This is a genomic window from Paractinoplanes tereljensis (genome assembly GCF_016862435.1).
Taxonomy (GTDB): Bacteria; Actinomycetota; Actinomycetes; order Mycobacteriales; family Micromonosporaceae; genus Actinoplanes; species Actinoplanes tereljensis.
The window spans coordinates 121,673-146,755 of the sequence record NZ_BOMY01000025.1 but is presented as its reverse complement, the minus strand read 5'-3'; the positions used below and the strand labels follow the sequence as shown (position 1 = coordinate 146,755).

The 25,083-nt window shown below is 70.4% G+C and carries 17 protein-coding genes and 1 riboswitch; of the genes, 4 read left to right on the top strand and 13 right to left on the bottom strand.

Annotation, left to right across the window (positions count from 1 at the left end; translation table 11 throughout):
- Positions 1 to 28: 28 nt before the first annotated feature.
- The 8 genes from Ate02nite_RS19645 to Ate02nite_RS19610 form a co-directional block, all read right to left on the bottom strand.
- Positions 29 to 2,404, bottom strand: coding sequence for a peptidoglycan D,D-transpeptidase FtsI family protein (locus Ate02nite_RS19645; protein WP_203807543.1), 2,376 nt, complete (start codon positions 2,402 to 2,404; stop codon positions 29 to 31).
- 6 nt (positions 2,405 to 2,410) lie between these two features.
- Positions 2,411 to 3,469 carry a cell division protein FtsL gene (gene ftsL / locus Ate02nite_RS19640; protein ID WP_203807541.1) on the bottom strand — a complete coding sequence of 353 codons (1,059 nt, stop codon included), beginning with the start codon at positions 3,467 to 3,469 and terminating at the stop codon, positions 2,411 to 2,413.
- Positions 3,466 to 4,521, bottom strand: coding sequence for a 16S rRNA (cytosine(1402)-N(4))-methyltransferase RsmH (gene rsmH, locus Ate02nite_RS19635; protein ID WP_203807538.1), 1,056 nt, complete (start codon positions 4,519 to 4,521; stop codon positions 3,466 to 3,468). The genes ftsL and rsmH overlap by 4 nt, the downstream gene beginning before the upstream one ends.
- Positions 4,522 to 4,773: 252 nt before the next feature.
- Positions 4,774 to 5,205, bottom strand: a complete 432-nt coding sequence (gene mraZ, locus Ate02nite_RS19630) for a division/cell wall cluster transcriptional repressor MraZ (protein ID WP_203807536.1) — start codon at positions 5,203 to 5,205, stop codon at positions 4,774 to 4,776.
- 974 nt (positions 5,206 to 6,179) lie between these two features.
- Entirely contained in the window at positions 6,180 to 7,139 is a 960-nt protein-coding gene (locus Ate02nite_RS19625) for a DUF559 domain-containing protein (protein ID WP_203807534.1), read from the bottom strand.
- 228 nt (positions 7,140 to 7,367) lie between these two features.
- Positions 7,368 to 8,099, bottom strand: coding sequence for a TVP38/TMEM64 family protein (locus tag Ate02nite_RS19620; protein WP_239147525.1), 732 nt, complete (start codon positions 8,097 to 8,099; stop codon positions 7,368 to 7,370).
- A gap of 52 nt (positions 8,100 to 8,151) precedes the next feature.
- A complete protein-coding gene (locus Ate02nite_RS19615; protein WP_203807532.1) occupies positions 8,152 to 8,865 on the bottom strand; it encodes a type 1 glutamine amidotransferase in 714 nt (237 codons plus the stop codon).
- Entirely contained in the window at positions 8,855 to 10,075 is a 1,221-nt protein-coding gene (locus Ate02nite_RS19610; protein WP_203807713.1) for a Mur ligase family protein, read from the bottom strand. The genes Ate02nite_RS19615 and Ate02nite_RS19610 overlap by 11 nt, the downstream gene beginning before the upstream one ends.
- Positions 10,076 to 10,479: 404 nt before the next feature.
- Positions 10,480 to 10,620: riboswitch (cyclic di-AMP (ydaO/yuaA leader) on the top strand.
- 102 nt (positions 10,621 to 10,722) lie between these two features.
- Between Ate02nite_RS19610 and Ate02nite_RS19605 the strand changes: the two genes are divergently transcribed.
- Positions 10,723 to 11,448 (top strand): C40 family peptidase, encoded by a 726-nt coding sequence (locus Ate02nite_RS19605; RefSeq protein ID WP_203807530.1) that lies wholly within the window; start codon positions 10,723 to 10,725, stop codon positions 11,446 to 11,448.
- A gap of 63 nt (positions 11,449 to 11,511) precedes the next feature.
- Here Ate02nite_RS19605 and leuS read toward each other — a convergent pair whose 3' ends face one another.
- Complete coding sequence (gene leuS / locus Ate02nite_RS19600; protein ID WP_203807528.1) at positions 11,512 to 14,310, bottom strand: leucine--tRNA ligase; 2,799 nt, start codon at positions 14,308 to 14,310, stop codon at positions 11,512 to 11,514.
- Positions 14,311 to 14,625: 315 nt separating this feature from the next.
- Positions 14,626 to 17,472 carry a M36 family metallopeptidase gene (locus tag Ate02nite_RS19595; protein WP_239147524.1) on the bottom strand — a complete coding sequence of 949 codons (2,847 nt, stop codon included), beginning with the start codon at positions 17,470 to 17,472 and terminating at the stop codon, positions 14,626 to 14,628.
- Positions 17,473 to 17,785: 313 nt separating this feature from the next.
- On the opposite strand from Ate02nite_RS19595, the gene Ate02nite_RS19590 reads away from it, so the two are divergent.
- The 3 genes from Ate02nite_RS19590 to Ate02nite_RS19580 are packed head-to-tail and all read left to right on the top strand — an operon-like array spanning position 17,786 to position 22,580.
- Positions 17,786 to 18,835 (top strand): AAA family ATPase, encoded by a 1,050-nt coding sequence (locus Ate02nite_RS19590; RefSeq protein WP_438871223.1) that lies wholly within the window; start codon positions 17,786 to 17,788, stop codon positions 18,833 to 18,835.
- A 2-nt stretch (positions 18,836 to 18,837) separates the two neighbouring features.
- Entirely contained in the window at positions 18,838 to 20,136 is a 1,299-nt protein-coding gene (locus tag Ate02nite_RS19585) for a DUF58 domain-containing protein (RefSeq protein ID WP_203807526.1), read from the top strand.
- Positions 20,133 to 22,580, top strand: a complete 2,448-nt coding sequence (locus Ate02nite_RS19580) for a transglutaminase TgpA family protein (RefSeq protein WP_203807524.1) — start codon at positions 20,133 to 20,135, stop codon at positions 22,578 to 22,580. The genes Ate02nite_RS19585 and Ate02nite_RS19580 overlap by 4 nt, the downstream gene beginning before the upstream one ends.
- A gap of 25 nt (positions 22,581 to 22,605) precedes the next feature.
- On the opposite strand, the gene Ate02nite_RS19575 is transcribed toward Ate02nite_RS19580, so the two are convergent.
- The 3 genes from Ate02nite_RS19575 to dinB all read right to left on the bottom strand — a co-directional run bounded on the left by Ate02nite_RS19575 (position 22,606) and on the right by dinB (position 25,060).
- Positions 22,606 to 23,106 carry a DUF402 domain-containing protein gene (locus tag Ate02nite_RS19575; RefSeq protein WP_239147539.1) on the bottom strand — a complete coding sequence of 167 codons (501 nt, stop codon included), beginning with the start codon at positions 23,104 to 23,106 and terminating at the stop codon, positions 22,606 to 22,608.
- Between the two features lie 159 nt (positions 23,107 to 23,265).
- Positions 23,266 to 23,652 (bottom strand): SCO2097 family morphological protein, encoded by a 387-nt coding sequence (locus Ate02nite_RS19570; protein ID WP_203807521.1) that lies wholly within the window; start codon positions 23,650 to 23,652, stop codon positions 23,266 to 23,268.
- Between the two features lie 112 nt (positions 23,653 to 23,764).
- Positions 23,765 to 25,060 (bottom strand): DNA polymerase IV, encoded by a 1,296-nt coding sequence (gene dinB / locus Ate02nite_RS19565; RefSeq protein WP_203807519.1) that lies wholly within the window; start codon positions 25,058 to 25,060, stop codon positions 23,765 to 23,767.
- Positions 25,061 to 25,083: the final 23 nt, after the last annotated feature.

Sequence of the window (25,083 nt, the reverse complement as noted above, 5' to 3'; positions counted from 1 at the left end):
GCCCGGGTTTCCACGAAAAACGCCACGTCTACTCCTTGATGCGGAATGTCGGCGCCTTCGTGGTCGACGGAGGCACCTGGTAGTGCAGCAGAGCGAAGGACATCATCTTGCTGAACGCGGGCGCGGCCACGTCGCCGCCGGTGCCGTGCGCCACCTCGGCCGACACCGCGATCACGAACCGCGGGTTCTCGGCCGGCGCCATCCCGATGAACGAGCCGTAGTTGCTGCTGGTGTACTGCCCGTCGATGAGCCGCTTGCCGGTGCCGGTCTTGCCGGCCACCCGGTAACCGGTGACCGCGGCCTGCGTACCGGTGGCGTCCGCGTCGTCGACCACCGACTCCATCATGGTCCGCAGTTCGGAAGCGACGCCCGGGTCCAGCACCTTGTGCGTCTCCGGCTTGGCGGTCTGCTCCACCTTGCCGTCCTTGCCGGAGACCAGCGCCTTGATCAGGTGCGGCTGGATGTAGGTGCCGTCGTTCGCGATCGCCCCGTAACCGGCCGCCATCTGGATCAGCGTGGCGTCCACACTCATCCCGATCGGCACCGAGCCCGACGCCGAACCGCTCCACTCGTCCGGCGTGAGGATCTTGCCGGTGGCCTCGCCGCCCATGCCCTCGTTGGTGGCCTTGCCCAGCCCGAACTTCTGCTGATACTCGTACACCTTCTGCTTGCCCAGCTTGTCGCCGATCAGGATGGTGCCGACGTTGGAGGAGAGCGCCAGGATGCCCGGGATGGTCATCTTGGTGCCCTTGTCCTGCACGTGGCTGTCCTGGAAGCGGTAACCACCGCGCTCCAGCGCCGGACCGACCGTGATCAGCGAGTCCGGCTTGATCAGGCCCTCCTGCAGGGCGGCACCGATCATGAACGCCTTGTGGACCGAGCCCGGGTCGGCCACGATCGCGCTCGGCACGTCCTCCCGGTCGGCCGGCGTGTAGTCAAGCGCCTTGGCCGCGTTGTAGGTCGGGCAACTCGCCTGAGCCAGCACCTCACCGGTCTTGACGTCCAGCACGACCGCGCCGGCGATCGTCGCCTTCCAGTCGGTGGCCTGCTCGCACAGGATGCGCTGCACCTCGTACTGCAGGTCGGCGTCGATGGTCAGCTGCAGCGACGTGCCCGGCTGCGGCTCCACGTACTTCTGGTAGCCACCCGGGATCGGGGTGTTCAGGTCGCCCTTGCCGATCTCGAACTCCTGGCTGCCGGCGGTACCACGCAGCAGCGAGTCGTAGCGACCTTCCAGACCCTCCAGGCCGGAGTTGTCGGCGCCGGTGAACCCGACCAGGTTGGCGGCCAGGTCGGCGCCGGGATAGTCGCGCCGCTCATCCTGCTTGACCACGATGCCCTTGAGGTCGAGCGAGGTGATCCGGTCACCGATCGAGATGTCGACACCCTGCGCCAGGAACTCGAACCGCGACTCGCCACCGCCCGGCCGCTTGTGCTTGGTCATCTTCTCGATGAGCTTCGACTGCGGCACGCCGAGCAGCGGCGCCAGCGTGGCCGCGGTCTGCGACACGTTCTCGACAAGCACCGGGTCGGCACCGACGTACCGCGCCTCGACGCTGTGCGCCAGCACGGTGCCGTCCCGGTCCAGGATGCTGCCCCGCTGCGCGGGCAGGGTGACCTCGGTGATCCGCTGCTCACGCAGCTTGATCAGCCGCGCCGCGTCGCCGGGCGACGAGGCGACCTGCAGCACGACCAGGCGAACGCCGATCATCACAAACAGGGAGAGGGCCAGCACGGTGCCCAGCCGCAGGCGGCGGGTGGAATTCGCGAGCTTGGGCGGCTCCGTCGAAATGGCCCGCACGGCGCGGCTCGGGCCAGACGATTTTTTCGTACGGGAACCGAACGGTGCACGTGGTGAGCGGGGCGACGGCGCCCCGGTGCGCGATCGCTCGCTGCCCCGGGAGCCGCGGGCCGGCGTACGGTCGCGGCGCTGCTTGAGCTCGTCGCGATCGTCCGGCTCGGGCCGGCGGGTGCGAGGCGGGGCCGGCCGCGGGTCACTCTGGTCCCGGCGCCCGGTGTCACCCTTCTCCCCGGTGCCCGCCTTGCCGGTGCCGGTCTTCCCGGTCTTCGTGCCGGTCTTGCCGGTGGTGGTCTTGTCGGCGGGCACTGCCGGCTCGGCCGGGCGGCGCCCACGCTGCGGGCGGCCGCCGTCGAGCACCTGCAGGGCCGGCCGGAACGGGTCGGTGGTGCGGCCGGCCCGCGGTGAGCGGGTGCGCTGGTCGCGCTCGGCCATGGTGCGCCCGCGCGGGGTGTACGCCCGCGCGTCGCCGATACCGCCGAAGCCGCGGCCCCGGCCGGTCTCCTCGGTCTCCTCCGCGCCGGTGTCCCCGGTCGGAAGGTCACGAGACGTACCGCGCCGGGGCTGATTGCCCCGGCGCGGTGTGTCTTCGGATCGTGGCGACATGAAGGCCTACTGCCCCGTGCCGCTCTGCGTCTGCCCGTCACTCACAGTCGCCCCATTCGCCGTGCCGCCGCTGTCCGTGCCGTTAGCCCCACCAACGTTCGTCCCACCAACGTTCGTGCCACCAACGTTCGTGCCACCAACGTTCGTGCCACCAACGTTCGTGCCACCAACGTTCGTCTCACTAACGTTCGTCTCACTAACGTTAGTGGGACTAACGTTCGCGCCACTAACGTTGGTCGGGCTCACCGGAGCGACCTTGCCGGCGCCCGCGTCGGACGAACCCGGCGTCTTGGCGTCCTGCGCGGTCACGGCCGGGCGGCCGTTGGCCGGCTTCGGGATGCCGATGATCTTGCCGTCGGGCAGCCGGAACACCGCCGGGTTGTCCGCCTTGACCAGGCCGAGCCGGCGGGCGGCCGCGTCCAGGTTGCCGATGCTGGACGCCGCGACCAGCTGGTTTTCCAGGTCCTGCTGCTGGTTGTCCAGGGCCGCGCCCTGCTTCTGCAGGTCGGCGATCTGGAACGAGTTCTCGTTGGTCTTGGTGTTGATCAGCAGGATGCCGAGCACCCCGACGACCACCACGCCGATCACCGAGGCCACGAACGGCGCTCGCGGCGCGCTGATCGGAGCCGGCGGCGCGACCCGCAACCGGGGCGCGGGAACCTCGCCGGTGACCAGCACCGGCTCGGCCACGACCTCGTCGACGCGCAGCGCCGCGGTGCCGTTCACCGGGGCGTCGGCGACCGGCCGGCGCCCCTTGCCGTCCCGCTGCGCCCGCTCCTCGAGAGCCTCCTCGCGGCGCGTCTTGATGGCCGGCTCCGGCCGACGACCCTTGCCCCGCACCAATTCGGCACGCTCACCGCGTACGCCATCGGTCTTGGTCTGGTCGGCCTTGGTCTTGTCGGTCTTGCGCGGCGCCGGCTTGCCGGCGGCCTCCCGCCCGATCCCTGACCGGCGCGTGTCGGACTTCTCGTCCTTGAAGTGGCGCGCCCCCCGGGCGTCACTTCGCTGGGCGTCCGCATGATCCGTGGCCCGGCCCCCCGGCCGCGGCGCAGTGCGCTCGCTCATGCTTTCCCCTCCCCCTCGTCGCGTTCCCCCGGGCGTAACCGCCCTCGTCCCCCGTGCGTTGACAACCGGGGCCACTCGCGGCCGGCCTCCGGTGCCTGGTTCTGTCCGATGCGCTCCACCGCGCGCAGCTTCACCGAGGCCGCCCGCGGGTTGGCCTCGACTTCCTCGTCGGTCGGCGGCTCCGACCCCCTTGTCAGCAGCCGCAGGGTGGGACCGGTTCCGGGCAGTTCGACCGGCAGGTCGATCGGGCCCGTGCTGCGCGTCCTCGCGGTGAGGGCGCGCTTGACGATCCGGTCCTCCAGAGATTGATAGCTCATCACCACAAGGCGCCCCTTCGGCGCCAATGCGTCCAAAGCGGCCGGTACGGCCGATTCGAGCGTGGCGAGCTCGCCATTTACCTCGATACGTAAAGCTTGAAACGTTCTTTTCGCGGGATTTCCACCCGTTCGTCGCGCGGCGGCCGGGATCGACTCCTTGACCAGCTCGGCCAGCCGGGCCGTGGAGGTGATCCGCCCCTTCGCGCGCTCCCGCACGATCGCCGAGACGACCCGGGGAGCGAACTTCTCCTCGCCGTACTGCCGCAGGATCCGGACCAGATCGCCCGGCTCGTACGAGTTGACGACCTCCTCGGCGGTAATCCCCCCGGTTTGGTCCATCCGCATGTCCAGCGGCGCGTCCTGGGCGTACGCGAAACCGCGGTCCGCCTCGTCCAGCTGCAACGAGGAGACACCGAGGTCGAACAGGCCACTGTGGAACCGCTCGTAACCGAGGTCAGCGAGCACCTGCGGGAGCTCGTCATAGACCGCGTGCACGAGATGGGTCCGGGCGCGAAACCGCGCCAGCCGCTGCCGGGAATGCGCGAGCGCCTCGGTGTCCCGGTCGAGTCCGATGAGGACCGCGTCCGGGTGCCGCTCGAGGACCGCCTCCGCGTGCCCGCCCAGCCCGAGAGTGAAGTCCACGTGCACGGCACCGGGCAGTTCGAGGGCGGGGGCGAGCAGCTCGAGGCAGCGCTCGAGCAGCACCGGCACGTGCGTGCCACGTGGCTCCCCCATGTCGACCCCCCTCGTGCCCCGGCCGTACCCCAAGTCGTCGCACCTGCCCGGACGTCGTCCGCACCGCGTCCGTACCGCCAGATCCCCATCCGCTCGTGCCCGGTGTTCGCGGCCCGTTGCCAGCGGGCTCGCTGTTGCCTGGCGGGCGCCTGGCACCGGGGAAGAGGTGTCAGGAGCCGGAGCGGCTGGAGATCTCGCAGTACGGCGGCGGTGACGTCCGGGACTGATCGCAGGCCCGGCCGGTGCCACGCCTCACAGTCCGCCGGGCAGCACCCCCTCCTCGATGTCGGCGAACTCGTCTTCGCTCGCCGCGAGGTAGTCGTCCCAGGATTGCTTGTCCCAGATCTCCACCCGGGTGCTCGCCCCGATCACCACGAGGTCGCGGTCAAGTGCCGCGTATTCCCTCAGGTGCGCCGGGATGGTCACCCTGCCTTGCTTGTCGGGCACTTCGTCATGCGCGCTGGCGAAGAACACCCGGCTGTATGCCCGGGCGGCCTTGTTGGTCACCGGTGCCTCACGAAGCTGACCCGCGATGCGCTGGAATTCCGGCATCGGGAACACGTACAAGCAGCGCTCTTGCCCCTTGGTGATCACGACACCTCCCGCCAGCTCATCTCGGAACTTGGCCGGAAGGATCAGCCGCCCCTTGTCATCGAGGCGTGGGGTATGGGTGCCGAGGAACATCGGCCGTCCACCCCCTGCCCCCAGCGGTTCGCGGTCCGCTTGTCAACTCGGGCCGGCAGGCTCCCCGGTCTAGCTCCCCCATCGGCCCTGCCACTGCGCTCCACTCTACTCCACTTCCCTCCACCCGCAAGCGGATTGAGCACGTCGGCAATCAATCGTCAAGCCCAAACCCCCTGGTCAGTGACGAGTCCACCCGGTGGAGGGCATTCCCATGATCATCCACGTCCGGTAGCCGACACCCCCGCAGGCACCTCCGACATACCACCGCAAAATGTCCCATTTCGCCGCATCCAACACCCTGTCAAGCCCTCCTAGGGAGGGAAGTGGAGCCCTCCAGTGGAGCAAAGTGGAGCCGAGCAGCCCTCACACGCACGCCCGCCACTCGCACCCCCTATCGCGATCTTGTGGGGTTGGCGCGAGCTCCTGACACCAGCTCCACAACCTCGGCGGCCCACGGCCGCGCGGCCGTCCCGGCGCCCCGCCCGAGCGCTGGCGCGCTCCACCCCGCCCGCGATCTTGTGGAGCACGCGCTAGCTCCAAGCGCCAGCCCCACAACCTCGGCCGGCGCCGGCCGGCCAGCCCCAACCCCAGCGCTCCGCGCTCCGCCCCACCCGGGATCTTGTGGAAAACGCGCTAGCTCCGAACGCCAGCTCCACAACCTCGGCCGCCCTTGGCCGCACAACCGCAGCCGGCCCGCCGGCCCGCCGGCCCGCCGCCCCCACCGCTCAGCGGCCCGCCCCCACCCCGCGATCTTGTGGAAAACGCGCTCGCTCCAAACGGCAAGCCCACAACCTCGGCCGCCCGGCCCTACTCCTGTCGCGATCTTGTGGAGTTGGCGCTCGCTCCGAGCGCCAACTCCACAGCCTCGGGCCTGCGGCGCAACACGACCGCCGCCGCCCGCTCGCCTCGCGCTCCCCCCACCCGCGATCTTGTGGAAATGCCGCTAGCTCCGGACAGGAGGTCGACAACCTCGGCTACCCGGGTGGCGCCGGAGGGCGGAGGGCCGCGGCCAGCGCCGCGCGGATCTGGGTGGCCACCGTGGCCGGCTCCGCGCGCACCAGCCACGCCGGGAAGCGCAGGATGCGATCGCCGCTGATCCAGATCTCGTTCTGCCGCAGCATGTCCGCTGCCCACTGCCGCACATCCAGGTGATACCCGCCGTCGACCTCGACCAGCAGACGCGCATCGGCCCAGTGGGCGTCGACGAACCGCATGCGGCCGGTGCCGTCGGTGCGCGGGGCTTGGCGGTTCGGCGCCGGAATCCGATGACGCCGGCACAACGCGAGCAGGTCGATCTCGGAGAGCGCCATGGCGCCGCCGGCCAGGTCGGCGATCGTCGTCCCGATCAGCCGGTGACGGCGGATCGTCGGGAACATGTCCAGCACCGCCCGAAGCTCACCGGTAGTCGCGCAGCCCTGCTGATACGCCCGCGCGATCAGACCGGCGGCCGCCCGGTCGGTCCGGGCCCAGGCGGCGCCGTCGATAGCGGCGCGGGCGATCGTCGTACGCGGTGGCCGGCCGATCTGCCGGTGGTGCTCGGGCAGGGCCGCCGTCCGGTACAGCCGGATCGGCGGCATGTCCGGAGGCAGCTGCGGGATGCGGAGACTTCGGCTGCGGATGGCCGGCACGAGCACCTCGATCGGGTCCGGCGACAAACCGGTCAATCCGCCCTCGGTCGCCGCCGTCGCGCCGGCCAGGTGGGCGTCGCGCCCGGCGAGCAGCACCGCGGCCCACAGCTGCTGGTCGCGCCGGAGGAGACCGTTCTCGGCAAGCAGGATTCCGCGGCACAGGCGTCGCCATCGGTTCAGGCGCAGGTGGCCGCGCGCTTTTCCGGGGGTGATCAGTTGCTCCGCCTGGGCGGTGGTCAGCACGCCGGCCTGCTCGAAGATCAGCCAGTCGAGGTCGGATGCGTCGGGGCCGGGGACGTTGCGCATCGGCAGACCTTGCCGCATCTGCCGCCGACGCCGCTCCAGCCCTGTGGATAACTCCGCAGCGACGCTCGAGGATGTCGATTTCCCGTTCGGCCGGTGCGCCAGCTCAACAAGATCGCCGGTCGAAGCGGCAGGTCAACAAGATCGGCGGTAGCAACCCCGTACACCTCTTATATACGGAAAAGCTGAAGGCCCGCCTGGAGAGGCGGGCCTTCAGTCAGCTTGGGTCTTTCAGGCCGCGGCGGTGGCCAGGGCGGCCTCTCGGCGGGCGCTGCGCTTCCAGCGCCAGACGATCGTGGTGGTCAAGGTGAAGCCGATCAGGGCGGGCGCCAGGCTCAGCGGGTTCAGGCCGCCCGGGTTGGCGACCGCGGCGCCGATCACCGCGTAGCTGACCGCCGACGGGATCGAGGCGAGCGTGGTGCCCAGCAGGTAGCGCTTGCGGCAGACGCTCGTCGTGCCGTAGGCGTAGCCGATCAGGCCGAACGGGGCCAGCGGGAGGAAGCGGACCAGCAGCACCGCGGCCAGGCCGCGGCGGTTGAGCCAGCCGTCCAGGCGGGCCAGGCGGCCACCGGCCCGGGCGTTCAGGGCGCCCCGGCCGGCCCAGCGGCCGGCGTAGTAGGTGGCGGTGGCGGCGATCACGGCCGCGGCCAGCGCGGTGGCGGCGCCGGTGGCCGCACCGAGCAGGGCGCCGCAGGCGAGGGTGATGGCGGTGCGCGGGACGAGGACCGACAGCAGCAGGCCGCCGACCACCGCGATCGCGACGGGGGCGCCGTGGCCCAGCGCCAGGATCGCGTCGCCGATGTCACGCAGGGGCAGCAGCGCCGCGGCGGCGGCGAGGCCGCCCACCACCAGCGCCAGGGCCGCCACGCGGATCAGTCGGCGCTTCCAGCCCATGGGCTCGGTGACCGGCAGGGCCGGCGCGACCGTCGAAGGGGCCGGAGGTGCGATCAAGGTGTCAGTCATGCAGGCAAACCGCCCCAACTCATCGTCGGTTCATGATCTGTGAACGTGCTGGTCAAGCGCCCGCGGCTGCGAGCCTTTCGCCTCTGAGCCGGTCGGCCCAGGTGTCGTCAACGGGTGAAAGGCTATCCGCGCCGATCGCCCAACGCAGTAGCAGATCGGCTATAGCTGGGTTGCGAGCCAACGCGGGGCCGTGTGAGTAGCTGCCCAGGATCTTGCCGTGCCAGGCGCCCTCGGTCTGGCTGTCGTTGCCGATGCCCGCGGTGACCCGGGCCAGGGGTGACACCCCGGGGCCCAGGTGGGTGCGGCCGCCGTGGTTCTCGAAACCGGTCAGCGGGGGCAAGCCCAGCCGGGGATCGATGTCGCCGCGGAGCTCCCCGACGGCGCGGGTCTCGCCCCGGTCGGAGTGCAGGTCCAGCAAGCCTAGCCCGGGACATTTGGTGCCCTTGGCGAAGAACGAGTGGCCGAACAGCTGGTAACCGGCACAAATGGCCAGAACCGCGGCGCCCTGGTTGACGGCGCGGTGCAGGCCGCCGTCGGCGATCAGGCGCTGCGCGGCCAGGGCCTGCGGGCCGTCCTCACCGCCGCCGATCAGGTAGATGTCGGCGCTGGACGGCATCGGCTGGTCGGAGCGGATCTCGTACGCCTCGACCGGGATGCCGCGCATCGCGGCCCGCCGGGCCAGGATGAGCATGTTGCCCCGGTCACCGTAGGTGGACAGCAGGTCGGGGTAGATCCACACGATCCGCAGCGTGCTCTCAGAGGACACGATCCAACTCCGCTCGGATGTCCTGGAACGCCGTGTAATTGGCGATCACCTCGAGGCGGCCCGATGGAACGGCCTGGATCGCCTCGTCAAAAGTCCTAACGTGCCGGAACGGCACAGCGTTCACCTCGAGGCGAACTGCCAGGTCGTAGGCCCGGTCCCCGGTGATCAGCACCGGCCGGTCGCGCAACGGGGAGAAGTCGACGTCGTACAGCCAGCTGGTGTCCAGGCCGTCCGGGTCCCGGGCGTTGACCGAGAGCAGGGTGGGTGCCTGCTCGGCCATGTCGAACGCCTCGAGCCAGCTTGCCGGGTTCTTGGCCAGCAGTAGGCGGACATTTCGTCCGTCCCGGTCAACCTGGGCATATCGACCGGCGACCGACGCGACGTTGGAGAGCCGCGGGAGAGCCTCTATCGGGCGTACACCGAACTCGGCCGCGACCGCGAGCGCGGTGGCCGCGTTGCCGAGGTTGACCGTGCCGGGCAGCTGCAGCTTGACCAGGTGCCAGTCGCCGCGCGGGTCGACCACGCCCTCGTCCTCGACCCGCCACTGGGCCTGCGGGCGGCGCAGCGGGCAGCCGACGCACCACCAGTCGCCGTTGGCGCGCTCGATCGGGTGGCCGCTCTGCGGGCAGACGAACGAGTCGTCGTGCCAGCGCTGACCGGCGCTGAACCAGGTGACGTGGGCGCTGTCCCCGGCGGCCCACACGACCATCGGGTCGTCCGCGTTGGCCACCACCCGCACGTCGGGGTGGTTGGCCAGCGCGTCGCGCCACATCTGGGCCATCATCGAGACCTCTTTGGCCCGGTCCAGCTGGTCGCGGGAGAGGTTGAGCAGAGCCACGACCCGGGGCTCGGTGGCGTCGATCACCCGGGCCAGGTAGTGCTCGTCGACCTCGAGCACCGCGAACGGCGTGGAACCGGCCTTGGCCAGCGCCGAGGTGTGCCCGGTGGGCATGTTGGCGCCGAACGAGTTGGTCGCGACCCGGCCCATCACCTCGAGCGCGGCGGTCGCCAGCCGGGTGGTGGTGGTCTTGCCGTTGGTCCCCGAGATCAGCGCGATCGCGCGGCCGCCGGCCAGGTGGTTCAGCAGCTCCGGGTCGATCTTGAGGCCGATCCATCCGCCGATGACCGAGCCGTCGCCGCGTCCCGCCGCCCTGGAGAGCGCGGCCGCGGTTTTCGACACGGAGGTCGCGACCTTGGCCCGCAGGGGCATCTTCCCGTCCGTCACGCCAGCGAGGGTACCGGACCCGGCGATTACGTCGAGTTGCGGAGGGCGGGCAGTCTACTGAACCGTTTCGGGCCAGCAAACGCGGGGTTACGGCCACTTTTTGTGTGTTCTGTTTCACCCGTAACCTTGGACGTTCAGTAATAACTCAGCTACCCGACGTCATGGCATTTGTCTCGCGGAGATAACAAACCGGACAGCATCCAATATGCCAAACACGGAGAGTGACGAAAACGGCCCGACGATCATGGAAAATTTCGGGTAGCAAGGTTGGGCCGGTTCCGAGCGAACCGGCTCGCGACGATCAGGCTCACGCCGAGCCCTGCCCCGGGTCGATCGCCGCGACCACGCTCACGACCACATAGGCATACGGGGGCAGGGACGGGGGACCCAATTCTGGTCCGCTCCGCGCCACCCGCTCCGGTGGCGATCCACGGAGCAGCCCTCGGGGTGAAGTCGGCCATCACGGCGACCGGGCACACCTTCCCGCCCGAACCCGACAGCTAACCTCGCAGGCGTGCCGGAGGGAATCCCTTACCGTGCACGAGCACAACTCGAGCCGGCGTCGACGGCTGTCCGTCGGAACCGGTACTGCCGCGCTGTCCCTGGGTCTCTGCCTCTGCGCAGGTCAGCTCATGGCTCCGACCGCGGCAAGCGCTGCCACGACGTCAACTCCCGTCGTAGCGGCAGTCCAGGCCACCGCCAAGGTGACCCCGGCCGTCTCCATCAACTCGAGCACCCGCACCGTCGCGTGGGGTTCGAGAGTCAGGGTGACCGCCCGGGTCTACAACCCCCAGACGGGCCAGGCGGTTACGACCGGCTACGTCCGCCTCGAGGGCAACCGCGGCGGCGCGTGGACCTCCTGGGGGTCGGCGAAGGTCAACGGCAACGGCGCAGTCACGCTGTACGCCAAGCCGCTGGCCACGATCAACTTCCGGGCCGTGTTCCTGGGCAACGGCGACTACAACGTGAAGTACACCAACGGCTACCGGTTCACGGTGAAGGCCAGTGGTGCCAAGGTGCTCGCCGAGGCCAAGTCGCACACCGGCGCGCTGTACAAGTTCGCCGCGTCGGGGCCGTCGCGTTTCGACTGCTCCGGCTTCACGAAGTACGTTTACAAGAAGACGACCGGCAAGGCCCTGCCGCACAAGGCCAACACCCAGCAGAAGTACGGCAAGTCCGTCGCCAAGAGCAACAAGCAGGTCGGCGACCTGATCGTCTTCCGCTCGGGCTCGTACGGCTACCACGCCGGCATCTACGCGGGTGGCGGCTACATGTACGACTCGCCGCACACCGGCGCCCGGGTCGGCAAGCACAAGATCTACGGCAGCAACTACGTCGTACGCCGGCTTGTCGCCTGAAAGTAGTTGATCGGAAAGGGGCGCCGCGCGGTTCGCGCGACGCCCCTTTCGGCATGGTTGGTGTTAAACGACGACGCTCACCAGGCGGCCGGCCACCACGATGACCTTCTTGGGCGTACGCCCATCGAGCACCTCGGCCACGGCGGCCAGCGCCGCCTCCCGGACCGACGCCTCGTCAGCCTCGGGTGACACCTCGACCCGCCCGCGCACCTTCCCGTTGACCTGCACCGGGTAGGTGATCGACTCGGCCTTCAGCTGCTCCGGGTCGGCCACCGGGAACGCGGTGTAGGTCAGCGTGCCCTCGTGACCCAGCTTGCTCCACAGCTCCTCGGCCAGGTGCGGCGCGAACGGCGCCGTCATCAGCAGCAGCGGCTCGATCGCCTCCCGCGACGCCACCGGCAGCGGGGTCAGCGTGTTGGTCAGCTCGATCAGCTTGGCGATCGCGGTGTTGAACCGCAGCTCGTCCATGTCCTCGCGGACCCCGGCGATGGTGCGGTGCAGGTGCTTCCGGGTTTTTTCGTCCAGAGCGGTGTCGGTGACCCGGGTCGCGCCGGTCTCCTCGTCGACGACCAGGCGCCACACCCGCTGCAGGAAGCGCTGCGAGCCGATGACCGCCCGGGTCTCCCAGGGACGGGAGACGTCCAGCGGGCCCATCGCCATCTCGTACACCCGGAACGTGTCGGCGCCGTACTGCTCGCACATCTCGTCGGGGGTGACGACGTTCTTCAGCGACTTGCCCATTTTCCCGTATTCACGCGTCACGCGAGCGTCGCCGTAGAAGTAGGCACCGTCGCGCTCGACGACTTCCTCGGCGGGCACGATGACGCCGCGGGCGTCGCGGAACGCGTACGCCTGGATGTAGCCCTGGTTGAACAGCTTGCGGAACGGCTCGAACGACGAGACGTGACCCAGGTCGTACAGCACCTTGTGCCAGAAGCGGGCGTACAGCAGGTGCAGCACGGCGTGCTCGACGCCACCGACGTACAGGTCGACGCCGCCGGAGTCGCCGTCCCGGGCCGGGCCCATCCAGTAGGCCTCGTTCTCCTTGCCCACCAGCGCGCCGGAGTTGCGCGGGTCCAGGTAGCGCAGCTCGTACCAGCAGGAGCCGGCCCACTGCGGCATGGTGTTGGTCTCCCGGGTGTACGACTTCAGGCCGTCCCCCAGGTCCAGCTCGACGTTGACCCAGTCCTTCTTGCGGGACAGCGGCGTCTCCGGCTCGCTGTTCGCGTCGTCCGGGTCGAAGGTGCGCGGCGAGAAGTCGTCGACGTCCGGCAGCACGACCGGCAGCATCGCGTCGGGCAGGGCGATCGGCAGCCCGGTCTCGTCGTAGACGATCGGGAACGGCTCACCCCAGTAGCGCTGCCGGCTGAACAGCCAGTCGCGCAGCCGGTAGGTGGTCGCGCCCCGCCCGTGCCCGTGCTGCTCCAGCCAGGCGATCATCGCGGCCTTGGCCTCGGCCACACCCATGCCGTCCAGCCAGTCGCTGTTGACCGCCGGGCCGTCGCCGGTAAAGGCACCTTCAAAATCATCAGGAGCCTTGACCGTACGGATGACAGGCAGCTCGAAGGCCTCGGCGAAGGCCCAGTCGCGCTCGTCCTGGCCGGGCACCGCCATGATCGCGCCGGTGCCGTAACCGGCCAGCACGTAGTCGGCGATGAACACCGGGATCTGCGCGCCGTTGACCGGGTTGGTGGCGAACGCCCCGGTGAAGACGCCGGTCTTCTCCTTGGACTCGGTGCGCTCCTCGTCGGTCTTGGCCGCGGCCGCTGCCCGATATGTCCGGATGGCCTCCCCCGGCGTCGCCGCACCAGCGGTCCATGTCGGATTTGTCCCCGCAGCCCAGGCCGCCGGGGCGATCTTGTCGACCAGCTCGTGCTCGGGCGCCAGCACCATGTAGGTGGCGCCGAACAGCGTGTCCGGCCGGGTGGTGAAGACGGTGATCACGTCGTCGCCGACCGGGAAGTCGACGTGCGCGCCCTTGGAGCGGCCGATCCAGTTGCGCTGCATCAGCTTGACCGGCTCCGGCCAGTCCAGCGTGTCCAGGTCCTCGATCAGGCGGTCGCAGTACGCGGTGATCCGCATCATCCACTGCTTCAGGCTGCGCTGGAAGACCGGGTAGTTACCCCGCTCGCTGCGGCCGTCCGGAGTGACCTCCTCGTTGGCCAGCACCGTGCCCAGCCCGGGACACCAGTTGACCGGGGCCTCGCTGACGTAGGCCAGGCGGTGGTCGTCGATCAGCTTGCGGCGCTCGACCGGGGACAGCTCCGCCCACGGCTGTTCCGGGGCAGGCCGGGTGCCGGCCTCGAACTCGGCGATCAGCTCGGGGATCGGCCGGGCCTTGTGGATCTTCTCGTCGTACCAGGAGTTGAAGACCTGCAGGAAGATCCACTGGGTCCAGCGGTAGTACTCGGGGTCGGTGGTGGCGAACGAGCGGCGATCGTCGTAGGCCAGGCCCAGCCGGCGCAGCTGGGTCTTGTAGCGCTCGACGTTGGCGGCCGTGGTGATCGCCGGGTGGGTGCCGGTCTGCACCGCGTACTGCTCGGCGGGCAGGCCGAACGCGTCGAAGCCCATCGGGTGCAGGACGTTGAAACCGGCCATCCGCTTGTAGCGGGTGTAGCTGTCGGTGCCGATGTACCCGAGCGGGTGACCGACGTGCAGGCCCGCGCCCGACGGGTACGGGAACATGTCCTGCACGTGCAGCTTGGGCGCGCCGGCCCGCGGGTGCGCCGGGTCGGCCAGATCACCGGACGGGTTCGGGGCGTGGAACGTGCCGTGCTCGGCCCACCAGGCCTGCCAGCGCGGCTCGATCTCGTTGGCCAGCGCGGCCGTGTAACGGAACCGCGGTGTCTCTGACTCGCTCATGGTGTCGGCATCTCAATCAGTCGATGGGCACGAAAAAACCCCTCACGCAGGAGGGGTTCGCCGTGCTGTGCCCGCAACTAGCGGCGGAGGCAGCACGGCCGGCTAAGAAGCAGGAACGGCCGGGCCATGGCTTGCATGGTACCGGTCGCCGCCCGCAGACGGCGACCGGTATCACTGAGCTGGCTGGCTCCGCTTCGCTCCGCGGGGCGATTGCCTTTTAGGCCAGCGAGATGACTCGCGGTTCCCAACACCCGCAAACCCCGCGGGCGCTGGGAACCGCGTGCCATCTCACCGGCGGCAATCGCCGGTACTGTGTTACGCAGCGCCTCCGTAGACCGCGAGCTCGGTCGAGTCCTGGAAGACGCAGCCGCTGAACGCCGGGGGCTGGTCGGCCGGGCAGAGCCCGGCGTCCTGGCCCTGCGTCGTCAGCATCGTGTAGCGGATGTACTCGACGCCGGTGCCGGTACCCGCGGCCAGCGCGACCGCGGTGGGCGTGACGGTGCCGTCCGGGAAGGTGCCGGACGCCGCCGCGGCCCAGGTCGTGCCGTCGGCCGAGGTCTCCACCCGGTACCCGCCGGTCGACGCGGTGGTGTCGTCACCACAGGTCGCGGACGGGTTGATCACCAGCTCGGCGATGTTCACCTTGGCGCCCAGCTGGAGGATGATCCACTGCCCGTCGGCGGCGACATCCGAACCCCAGCCGGAGATCTGCGAGTTGTCGATCAGCTTGGCCGGGCCACAGCCGTACGGCGAGTAGTCCGGGCCGGTGAAGTCGACCACTGTGCCGCCGCCGCTCGACGCCGCCCAGTCCTTGCGGACCACCCAGTCCTTGCGGACCGTGTGCGACGGGATCGACAACGTGGCGACCTGCTGGTCGTACCCGGCGCCCTTCGCGAAGACCTTGGCGTACGTCCCGGGGATGATCCCGGAGATGGTGTACGTGCCGTCCGCGGCCGTGGTGGCCGAGAGGTCGCCGGCGAAGCCGGAGACGTGGCCGCCGAAACCGACGGTAAGACCGGCGACCGGGCCGGCGGTGTCCTGGTCGGTCACCTTGCCGGTGAGCGCGCCCTTCGGGGTGTTCGCCGCCGGCGGCACCGAGAAGTCCTCGACCGGAGCCCCGTCGTTGCCGTCCAGCGAGGCCGCGAAGTAGCCCATGCCGCGCTTGGCGAACACCTTCCAGATGGTCTTGGACAGCTTGCCGCCGTTGACCACCAGGTCGGCCGCGAGGATCGAGTTGCGCTCGTCCAGGAAGGACGGGTTCTCCGGGGACAGCTCCATGGCCCGGGTCACCAGCGACTCGGCCTGCTTGCTGCCGATCGCCTTGCGCAGGTCCCACAGCGTCTGGGCCCAGATCTCGCCGTCCGCGTGCACCTCGGCGCCTCGCGAGGAGACCCGGCCGAAGTCACCGTAGGTGTAGCCGCCGGGGCCGGCGCCGACGGTGCCGGGGCAGGCGGTGGCGGGCGCGTCGACGGTGCAGTCGAGCGCCTCGCTGCGGATCGTGCTGTTGTTGGTGATGTACTTGCCGACCAGGACGTCACCGATCTTCGAGGTGTCCTTCTCCAGGCCCTCGTTGATCAGGTAGTCCATCGCGTACCAGTCGCTCCAGGCCTCACCCATCGAGCCGGCCTGCACGTTGCCGAGGGTGGAGTTGCCGTTGGCGTCGACCACGAGCCGGTTGGACAGGCCGTGCGTGTACTCGTGGTACACGATGTCGGCCTCGTCGCCGGAGTTGCCGGCGATGAACAGGTCGTCCGGCAGGAACAGGTACATCTGCATGGTCGGCGGGGTGCCGTCCGGCGGGGTGTTCATGTTGGCGTTGTCGACGTGGTTGCCGTCGGGCAGCCCGTTCGCGGTGTTCGCGCCGTCGTCCGACTGGCCCTGCACCGCGTCACCGTCGACCGCCTCGAAGTTGCCGGCGGTGCGGGTGAAGCCGATCGGCTTGCTCAGCAGGTGGTCGTGCCAGGTGCCCAGGAAGTAGTACATCTGGGTGGCGTTCTGGGCCCGGTTGACCTGCCACGAGTTGGGCGTGTTCGGGTCCCAGGAGCAGGGGTTGGTCGCCGAGCAGTTACCGCCGACGGTCGCCGAGAAGTCGGTGAACGGGAAGTCGAAGCTCTTCTTCCCGGATGGCAGGACCTCCTCGGCCGGGTTGGCGACATCGTCGTCGTTGACGTCCGAGTAGACGTGCGCGACGTTGCCGGCCAGCCGCGGCGAGTTGTTCGGCAGCCACTTGCTGAGGCTGACCTTCTTCTGGACGCCACCCTTGGCCGCGCCCGGGTAGTTGGTCCAGGTCTCGGCCGAGTCGGCGTCGACGGTGTTCTGCCGGTACAGGATCTCGCCGCTGGCCGCGTCGACGACGTGCACGTAACCCTCGTCGACCGCGATGGTCTGCCAGGCCAGGCGGGCCCCGCCGGCGGCCTGGAACCAGACCAGCTTGGCGTTGCCGCCGTCGGAGAAGTTTGTCTTCTTGACGGCGCCCGTGTCGGTCGTGGTGACCTTGGCGGCGGACGTGCCGAAGACGTCCTTCACCGCGGCCGCCCGCGCACCGGCCGCCGTGATTTTCGCAGTGCCGGCCGCTGCCGGGAGCTGCCGCAGCGGCGCACCGTCGAGCTGGACGAGCTGCCCATCGGAGGTGATATGTGCCTTCAGGCCGTTGCCGAAGACCGGGACACCGCCGACGCTCTGCACGAAGCTGAGGTGGTGGGTGCCCTCGATGTCGACGTAGTCCTGGCGCAGGGTGAGGTTGGCGATCGTGCCGGCGTCCAGGCCGAACACGTCCGCGTGCGCGGCCAGGTAGTCCCGGGCGATCTTCTCCGGCTTGGCCTTGCTCTTGGCGGTCAGGAAACCGTCGAGCTTGGCGACCCGGCGGGGCGTTCCGGTCGATTTGTCCACGTCGACGATGCCCTGCACGCCGAGCGAATCACGCAGCTTGTTGACCGCCGTGGCCGACGCCTGCGGAACGACCTTGGCGGCCAGTGCGGCGGTCGGCTGGGCCGCCGCGGCGGCGCCGAGGCTGTCCCGGCTGTCGTAGTCGGCGCGGCGGTCCGCCTGCTTGCGGTCGGTGGCGGCGGCCTTCGCCGGGTCCGGTGCGGCCTGCGCGGTTGCCGGCAACAGTCCTGCCAGCAAGAACACGCCTGCGGTCGCCGCCCCGACCCGCCGGGTCACGGACGGTACGGATAACGGTCTCAAAGTTAAGCCCCTCTCGGCCGAGCGCCCGATGGTGGCGCCCGTCGATGGCTGACTCTGTCTGAAGATCGGTAAATGCAACTAGACCGATGTCTGATTCTTTACCTATCCGATATTCGTGTCTGGTTGACGGTCGCCGAATGGCGACGGACGGCGACACTCGGCGAGTTGGTGTGATCGGGCTAACCTGTGGGGACGGGCGCGTCCTGGACGGCCCGCGCACTCTTCGCTGCCCTATTTTCCGCGGCGCCGGAGCCGCTGGAATGCGGCGAGAACGACTTGGAGGAGGCCCGTGACAACCCCGACCTGGGACGCGCCCGGTGGACCGATGACCGGCGAGGACTTCCGCACCGCCTCGCAGGCCATCATGTCGAACATCGAGCAGGTCATCGAGGGCAAGAGCGCAACGGTCCGGCTGGCGCTGGCCGTGCTGCTCGCCGAGGGCCATCTGCTGATCGAGGACGTACCGGGCGTCGGCAAGACCAAGCTTGCCAAGGCGCTCGCCCGTTCCATCGACTGTTCCGTACGCCGTATTCAGTTCACCCCCGACCTGCTGCCCAGCGATGTGACCGGGGTCAGCGTCTACAACCAGGAGACGCGCGACTTCGAGTTCAAGCCGGGCGCGGTGTTCGCCAACCTGGTGGTCGGCGACGAGATCAACCGGGCCTCGCCGAAGACCCAGTCCGCCCTCCTGGAGTGCATGGAGGAACGGCAGGTCACCGTCGACGGCACCACCTATGAGCTGCAGGCGCCGTTCATGGTGATCGCGACGCAGAACCCGATCGAGATGGAGGGCACCTACCCGCTGCCCGAAGCTCAGCGTGACCGGTTCACCGCCCGCATCGCGATGGGCTACCCCGACCCGCGGGCCGAGCTGGCCATGCTCAACGGCCACGGCGCCCACGACCCGCTGAACGACCTGCGCTCGGTCACCGACGCCGCCACGGTCCGCCGGCTGATCGCCACGGCCCGTGGCGTGCACGCCGCCGAAGCCGTCCAGCAGTACGCGATCGCGCTGGTCACCGCGACCCGGGAGGCCCCGGAGATCCGGCTCGGCGCGTCGCCGCGGTGCACGCTGCAGCTGATCCGCACGGCCAAGGCGGTCGCCGCGCTCGACGGCCGCGACTACGTGCTCCCCGACGATTTGCAGGCCCTCGCGGTGCCGGTCCTCGCGCACCGCATCATCCCGACGGCGGACGCCCAGCTCAACCGGCGCACCACCGACGCGATCGTGTCCGAGATCGTGCACCGGCTGCCGTTGCCGCACGAGCGCAACCGCTCGCCGTACGACACCCGGCCGTCCTCCAACGGGGGCACCCAGTACGAGGCGCGGGGGCACTGATCATGCGAGAGGCCTTGCGGGGACTCACCACGCGCGGCCGATCGTTCCTGGCCGCCGCGGCGGCGGCCGGCATCTCGGCGATCGTCCTGGGCGAACGCGACCTGCTGCGGGTGGCGGTGCTGCTCGCGGCGCTGCCGTTGCTCGCCGCGGCGTACGTCGGTCGCAGCCGCTACAAGCTGGCCTGCACCCGGTCGCTGGAACCGGGCCGGGCCCCGGTCGGCTCCAGCGCCCGGGTCATCCTGCGCCTGCAGAACATGTCCCGGCTGCCCACCGGCACCCTGCTGCTGGAGGACAAGTTGCCGTACGCCCTGGGCAGCCGCCCCCGGGTGGTCCTGGAGCGGCTCGGCTCGCACCAGGCCAGCTCGGTGGCGTACACGGTGCGTGCCGACGTGCGCGGCCGCTACCCGATCGGCCCGCTGGTCATCCGGCTGACCGACCCGTTCGGCCTGTGCGAACTGACCCGCTCGTTCCCGAGCGTCGACCGGCTCACCGTCATCCCGCAGGTGATCCCGCTGCCCACGGTGCGCCTGGCCGGGGAATACGCCGGCACCGGCGACAGCCGCGCCCGGTCGGTCGCGGTGCACGGTGAGGACGACGCCGCGACCCGTGAATACCGTCGCGGCGACGACCTGCGCCGGGTGCACTGGCGGTCCACCGCCCGCACCGGCGAACTGATGGTGCGCCGCGAGGAACAGCCCTGGGAGAGCCGGGCCACCGTGGTGCTGGACACCCGGGTCTACGCCCACCGCGGCGAGGGCCCGACCGCCAGCTTCGAATGGGCGGTGTCGGCCACCGCCAGCATCGCCATGCACCTGCGGCACGCCGGTTACAAGCTGCGCCTGGTCACCGGCTCGGGCGTCGACATCGACGCCGCCGAGGTGGCCGGCGAGGGCGTGATCCTGGACACCCTCGCCGACGCGAAGCTCGCCCAGAACGGCGACATCTCGGTCCTGGTCGAGCAGGTGCGCCGGCGGTCCGACGGCGGCCTGGTGATCGGCATCTTCGGCTCGCTCACGGTGGCCGAGGCCGAGTTGCTGGCCGGGCTGCGCGGCAACGGCGCGACCTGCATCGGCTTCGCCATCGACAGCTCCACCTGGGTGTCGATGACGGCCGGCGAACGGCAGGAGGCCGACCGGGAGCACGCCGCCGCGGCGCTCGCCCTGGTGCACTCCGGCTGGCGGTCGGTGCCGGTCACGCACGGCGCCACCCTGCCCGACCTGTGGCCGGCCGCGGCCCGTGGCTCGAGCGGGTTCGCCTGGCGGGCCGCGATGGCCGAGACGGTCGGCGGGGTGATCCGATGACCGGGCGCAGGCGACTGGGCGTCATCGCGGCCGGGGCCACGCTGCTCGCGGCCGCGCCGATCTCGTCCATCTTCGACAGTTGGGCCTGGCTGCTGCGCTGCATCCTCGCGGTCGGCCTGATCGCCGGGGCGGCACTGCTCGCCCGTACCCTCCGGTTCCCGGTCTGGGCGGTGGCGGTCACCGAGGTCCTGGTGCTGCTGTTGACCCTGACCTGGATGTACCCGAGCGGCCACGAGATCCTGATCCCCCAGCCGGCCACCTTCACCCACTTCGCCGAGCTGGTCCAGCAGGCCGGCCAGGACACCCGGTCGTACGGCGTGCCGGTCCCCGACCGCGACGGCCTGCTGTTCATCACCACCTTCGGGGTCGGGTCGGTGGCGATCGCCGTCGACCTGCTCACCGTGGTGGCCCGGCGCCCGGCCCTGGCCGGGCTGCCGATGCTGGCCATCTACTCGGTGCCGGTGGCCGTCTACGTCGACAGCGTGCCGGTGCTGCCGTTCATCATCGGCGCGGTCGGCTTCATGTGGCTGCTGGTCTCCGACAACGTCGACCGGGTCCGCCGGTTCGGCCGCCGGTTCACCGGCGACGGCCGCGACGTGGACGTGTGGGAACCCTCCCCGCTGGCCGCGGCCGGCCGCCGGCTCGGCGTGGTGGGCGTGGCCGCGGCGGTCGTGCTGCCGCTGCTGGTGCCGACCGTCAGCGGTGGCCTGCTGTCGCAGATCACCCAGAGCGGCAGCGGGATCGGCGGAGCCGGGGCGGGCAACGGCGCGGGCGGCCGGATCAGCCTGTTCGCCGGGCTCAGCGGCCAGCTGCAGCAGAGCGAGACCACCCAGCTGATCAAGCTGAAGACCACCGAGAAGAACCCGTTCTACCTGCGGTTCGGGGTCGCCGACCAGCTCACCAACCTGGGCTTCGGCAACCGCGCGCCGGTCGGCAACTCGGTCAACCGGGGCCTGCCCGACCCGCGCGGCGGCACCGCCGGCGGCGACTTCCAGCAGTACCACGCGGAGGTCGAGGTCACCGACGCGCTGCGGCAGAGCATGATGCCGATCTACTCGAACACCGTGCAGATCAGTGACATCGGCGGCGGCTGGTCCTTCGACCCCAACCAGCAGGTCATCTTCTCCAACCGGCAGACGACCAAGGGCAAGAAGTACGAGTTCGACTACGTACGGGCGAGTTACACCCCCACCGAGCTGCGCACCGCCGACCCGCTCGGCAAGGACAACCCGCTGCGCACGCAGTACACCAACACCCCGCGCGACGCCGAGGTCGATGCCCTGGTCGCCGAGAAGATCAAGGGCAAGAGCACCGACTACGACAAGATGCGGGCGCTGTACGACTACTTCTCCAAGGACAACGGGTTCACCTACAGCCTGTCCACCCAGTCGGCCGGCAACAGCTCGGACATCGCGGCGTTCCTGCGCACCAAGGTCGGCTACTGCCAGCAGTACGCGGCGGCGCTGGCCTGGCTGGCCCGGGTGGCCGGCATTCCGGCCCGGGTCGCGTTCGGCTTCACCCGCGGCACCCCCGACAGCGGCGGCTGGTCGATCACCAACCGCAACGCGCACGCCTGGACCGAGGTCTACTTCCAGGGCTTCGGCTGGGTCCCGTTCGACGCCACCCCGGCGGCGAACGTGCTCGGCGCGGCCCGCTCCGACTACGCGCCGGACACCGACGCCCCGATCCCGACGGCCTCGTCGTCGACGTCGGCGGCAGCGCCCGGCACCAACCCGTCGGCCGCCGCGAACGGCCCCGACGAAGCCGACCGGGGCGGCAACAACACGGCCGGCTCCAGCGCCTTCGACACGACCGGCGGCGGCACGTCGTCGACCACCCTGTGGATCTTCGGCATCGTGGCCCTGCTGATCGCGTTGCTGCTGATCCCGGCCCTGCGCCGGGTTCTGCTGCGCCGGCACCGGCACGCCGCGACGGTGCCCAGGACACCAAAGGTGCTGTCGGCGTCCGGTGGGGCCGGCGTCGATCTCGACATCGAGGTCACCCCCGAGGCGGCACGCGCCCGCGAGGACGCCCACGCCGCCTGGGAGGAGCTCCTCGACACGATGATCGACTTCCGGATCCCGGTCGACCCGACCGAGACGCCCCGGGTCACCGCCCAGCGGCTGATCCAGGACGCGGTCCTGCTCGAGCAGCCGGCCTCCGCGGCCGCCCTGCTCGGCACGGCCGAGGAGCGGGCCCGGTACGCCCGTCAGCCGATGCAGGGCGGCGAGCTGACGGCGGCGCTGGGCACGGTCCGTAAGGGCCTGGCCCGCTCGGCCAACCGCCGCACCCGCCTGATGGCGGTGCTGCTGCCGCCGTCGGTGCTGCTGCGGTGGCGGCTGGCCCTGGCCGAGGCCTCGACCCGCACGGTCACCGTCTCCGGCCGGCTGCGGGACTCACTGGCCCGCTTCAGCCCGCTGCGGCTGCTGCCCGGCCGCCGCTGACCCATTGCCGGGCGCCGCTCCTGATTCAGGGGTGGCGCTCGGCGGTGAAACGGGTCAGCCAGGCGTCGCCCACCTCGCCGAACGGCTCCTGCCGCTGTTCGATCATCGCGAACAGAGCGTCGGCGGTCCGCCGGGCCTCGGCGATCACCTCGGCCGGGTAACCGTAGAGCAGCTGGTGTTCCTCGAACTCGTCCTCGTCCAGCATCTCCACGCTGCCGTCCCGCAGCCGGATCACGTCGAGGTCCAGATCGACCGCCTCGACCAGGCCGTTCGCCCGCACCGGCCGGTCGGTCACGTCCACGTAGATGGCGACGTGCCGGTGCGCCGGGCCGTTCCAGGACGCGATCCACCGGCCGTCGGCCGGCACCAGCACGATGAACTCGTAGTCGACGACGACCGGCTCCTCGAAGCCGCGGCGCATCGACGTGCCGGCCGGGCAGCCGTACCACCAGCCGAACTCGTCACTGCCCAGCGGCTCCGCCAGGAACCGCCAGTGCCGCTTACCGCCCCACTTGGTGTAGCGCACCTCGATCAACGCTCGAACCCCCCGGCAGCGCGGACAAAAGCACGCAAAGCATCGAGAAACGGCGATGGCGGCCGGTGGCCGCCATCTGCCGGTCGCGGGCGCCCCGGAGGGCGCCGGCGTTCGTTCAGTTCGCGCGCTCGGTCGTTGAGCGCGCCGGTGTCAGCGGTGCCCCTCCGGGCGCTGACGCCACCGGTCTTCGAGCCGATCGATGAATCCAGCCTTGCGCGTCTGCCGTGTGCGGCGAGTAGCCGTGCCGCCGACCGCGTGCAGGTCGGGGGCGTTGACCTTGCGACGGGACTGCATCGCGAAGGCGGCCGAGCCCAGCATCACCACGAAACCGCCAACAGCGAGCAGGGCGTTGCTGCTCGCGGTGCCGAAGACGAGGAGGGCGAGACCAAGGATGATCAAGAAGGCGGCGACGAGGATCCGGCGTCGTGCATGGAAACGCGGGTCGTTGGCCCGCACAGCCGAGGCGAACTTGGGGTCCTCGGCAAGCGACCGCTCGATCTGATCGAACAGCCGCTGCTCGTGCTCCGAGAGCGGCACGGCATTCCTCCCCGGGCGCATCGTTGATGAAACTCAGCCGGTCCCAAGGGCGGGGCCGGGGTGAAACAGGTAGGTGGCGCGGGACAGCCGTCGGCTGCCTTACCGAGCAAGTCTACGAGGGGGTGGGCGGCTCGGAAAGCGGGACGACCGTCCGCTGCGGGTGATTTTCGGCCCGGCGAAGATCAGTTCGTCCCAAAAGACTGGCTGGCCCCACTCTGGCGCCGCCGAACCGGGCCGCCACGGCGTCGGCCGCCGCCTCCGCCTCGCGCCATCCGTGCTCCGGTTCACCGAGGCTGAGCTGCCGTGACGTGGTGGCCGCGGCGGACAGTCCCTCGACCCGCACGCCGACCAGCCGGATGTGATCACTCGCGCCGAGTGCTTCGAACAATCCCCAGGAGATCTCGAAGATCTCACGTGCCACATCGGTGCTCGTAGGCACCGTGCGAGATCGATTGACCGTCCGGAAGTCGGCCAGCCGCACCTTGATCGACACCGTGCGGCCCACCTGACCGGCCGCCCGCACCCGCGCGCCGACCTTTTCCGCGAGGGCGAGCAGGCTGCGCCGGATCACCAGCGGGTCGGCCACGTCGACGTCGAAGGTCATCTCGGCGCCGATCGACTTCTCCACGTGCTCCGGGGTCACCCGGCGCGGGTCGCGCCCCCAGGACAGCTCGTGCAGGTGCGCGGCGGAGGCCTCGCCGACCGCCCGGCGCAGCATGCCCATCGGGGCCCGGGCCAGCTCACCCACGGTGGTCAGGCCGAGCCGGCGCAGCGTCTCGGCGGCCCGCTCCCCCACGCCCCAGAGCGCGTCGACCGGCAGCGGGTGCAGGAAGTCGAGCACCAGGCCGGCCGGCACCACCAGCATGCCGTCGGGTTTGGCCCGGGTCGAGCCGAGTTTCGCCACGAACTTGGTCGGCGCCACCCCGACCGAGCAGGTGAGCTCCTGCTCGGCGAGCATCCGCGTGCGGATCTGCCGGGCGATCTCGGCGGGCCGGCCGAGCAGCCGCTGCGCACCGGCGACGTCGAGGAAGGCCTCGTCGGACGAGAGCGGCTCGACCAGCGGTGTCACGTCCCGGAAGATGGCCATGACCGCCCGGGACGCCTCCGCGATGGCCGGGCCGTCGACCGGCAGGAAGACCGCCTGCGGGCACAGCGCCCGGGCTCGCGCGGTGGGCATCGCGCTGCGCACCCCAAACCGGCGGGCCTCGTAGCTGGCCGAGCTGACCACCCCGCGCGGCCCGACCCCGCCCACCACCACGGGTTTCCCGCGCAGCTCGGGGTGTGAGCGGACGGCCACCGAGGCGAAGAACGCGTCCATGTCGACGTGCAGGATGGTGCAGCCCGCGTCGTCGGCATCCGGCCCGAACCGCGGGTCGCGCCCTTTCGGCACCACCTGACTTCGTCCCACGTCACGGACCCTAGCCGGACCCC

Bases quoted from the DNA above. Each gene is read 5' to 3' on its own strand.
- Ate02nite_RS19610 (WP_203807713.1), bottom strand. From the start codon at position 10,075: ATGCCCCTGCGGGCCAAGGTCGCGACCTCCGTGTCGAAAACCGCGGCC.
- Ate02nite_RS19580 (WP_203807524.1), top strand. From the start codon at position 20,133: ATGACCGGGCGCAGGCGACTGGGCGTCATCGCGGCCGGGGCCACGCTG.
- Ate02nite_RS19585 (WP_203807526.1), top strand. From the start codon at position 18,838: ATGCGAGAGGCCTTGCGGGGACTCACCACGCGCGGCCGATCGTTCCTG.
- mraZ (WP_203807536.1), bottom strand. From the start codon at position 5,205: ATGTTCCTCGGCACCCATACCCCACGCCTCGATGACAAGGGGCGGCTG.
- Ate02nite_RS19605 (WP_203807530.1), top strand. From the start codon at position 10,723: ATGGCTCCGACCGCGGCAAGCGCTGCCACGACGTCAACTCCCGTCGTA.
- ftsL (WP_203807541.1), bottom strand. From the start codon at position 3,469: ATGAGCGAGCGCACTGCGCCGCGGCCGGGGGGCCGGGCCACGGATCAT.
- Ate02nite_RS19645 (WP_203807543.1), bottom strand. From the start codon at position 2,404: ATGTCGCCACGATCCGAAGACACACCGCGCCGGGGCAATCAGCCCCGG.
- leuS (WP_203807528.1), bottom strand. From the start codon at position 14,310: ATGAGCGAGTCAGAGACACCGCGGTTCCGTTACACGGCCGCGCTGGCC.
- rsmH (WP_203807538.1), bottom strand. From the start codon at position 4,521: ATGGGGGAGCCACGTGGCACGCACGTGCCGGTGCTGCTCGAGCGCTGC.
- Ate02nite_RS19625 (WP_203807534.1), bottom strand. From the start codon at position 7,139: ATGCGCAACGTCCCCGGCCCCGACGCATCCGACCTCGACTGGCTGATC.
- Ate02nite_RS19620 (WP_239147525.1), bottom strand. From the start codon at position 8,099: ATGACTGACACCTTGATCGCACCTCCGGCCCCTTCGACGGTCGCGCCG.